Origin of the sequence: Legionella fairfieldensis ATCC 49588, assembly GCF_000621525.1 — a bacterium.
Taxonomy (GTDB): Bacteria; Pseudomonadota; Gammaproteobacteria; order Legionellales; family Legionellaceae; genus Tatlockia; species Tatlockia fairfieldensis.
In genome coordinates this window covers 1-1,089 of the sequence record NZ_JHYC01000062.1, presented here as the reverse complement: position 1 = coordinate 1,089, position 1,089 = coordinate 1, and the positions used below count along the sequence as shown (strand labels likewise).

The window sequence follows — 1,089 nt, the reverse complement described above, 5'->3', positions numbered from 1 at the left end:
GTTATTCTATAGAAAAAAAAAGAAAAGAGATAGACTTGACTTCATTCTTTTTATCAAAAAGCGATTGACTCGGCTAAAATTCTTTTTCAGGCTGTCTTTTATAGGAACCTCATGACCATTTATCGTTTCCAAACGAATTGTCTTATTCAACGAGGCGATTTAAAACCGTGTATTACCATTGAATTCGAGTATTTTTTTCCCCAATGTCATAATGATTGGCAAGATAAGGAGAGGGGTAGCGTGAGGCTTCTTAGGATTGAACACCAGGCCACGGTTCTTCTTTTATCTGATTTTTCTATTTTGGAGCAGATTTCATTGCGGCATGCTTGTTGGGATTATTTGGAGAACAATAATTGACTGAGTAAATCCAATATGGGTCACTATTTTAGTTAAAAAGAAGGAAATTATTTCGTTAAAAAGGAGTGTTTTTATTTAAAAAATGGCCCCATTATTATATAATTTATCCTTATTATTCATGAGGATAATCAGAATGAATCTCACTGAAAACCAGCGGCAATTAATTGCTGATATTGATAAGACAATGCAGGTGTTCATGCAGTATGGCTTTTCTGAAACCCGAGCGATTTCGTTGTTAAAAAAACATCTGCCTGCTATCAAAACCCTGCTTCATTCCGTGGACTCGAAATTGCTTGATTTGTATTTGCAGGGTTATCAGGGATTTAATCGGTTTGTCACACGCGTGGGATAAAAAAGGATTAGTTTGGTAAGTTGCAAAGGCTGAATTTTTTAATCGCCTCCTGCGATCAATTTCACTTGAAGAACAGTCCCTTGTTCGTCATTTGCAACTCCCAAGTCAGTAAGTGTAGTGGCTGGAAAGGATTAATACATCCGGTTATTGGCGGTTTAGTGCTTAAGAAATGGCTTATAAGCACTGAGGTTAACGCTTTATGATTAAGGTGTAAATTTTCTTTTCCTGGTTTGGCCTTGAGCATAGGTAAGTGGATTTAAACTGGAAGAAGGTAGTGAGGCCCACGGGTTTTGGAAGAAATGGCAGGGATTCTCTGCAACGAAGGCTGCGCGAGTTTGACCAGACCTTGTTTTATTGGCATTGGCGCTATTAAGACTGCT

2 protein-coding genes are annotated in these 1,089 nt (G+C 37.9%); both read left to right on the top strand.

The features are described from left to right. The first annotated feature begins 111 nt into the window (after positions 1 to 111). Complete coding sequence (locus T345_RS0110790; RefSeq protein WP_028389341.1) at positions 112 to 357, top strand: hypothetical protein; 246 nt, start codon at positions 112 to 114, stop codon at positions 355 to 357. Between the two features lie 133 nt (positions 358 to 490). Continuing rightward, entirely contained in the window at positions 491 to 709 is a 219-nt protein-coding gene (locus tag T345_RS0110785) for a hypothetical protein (RefSeq protein WP_028389340.1), read from the top strand. Positions 710 to 1,089: the final 380 nt, after the last annotated feature.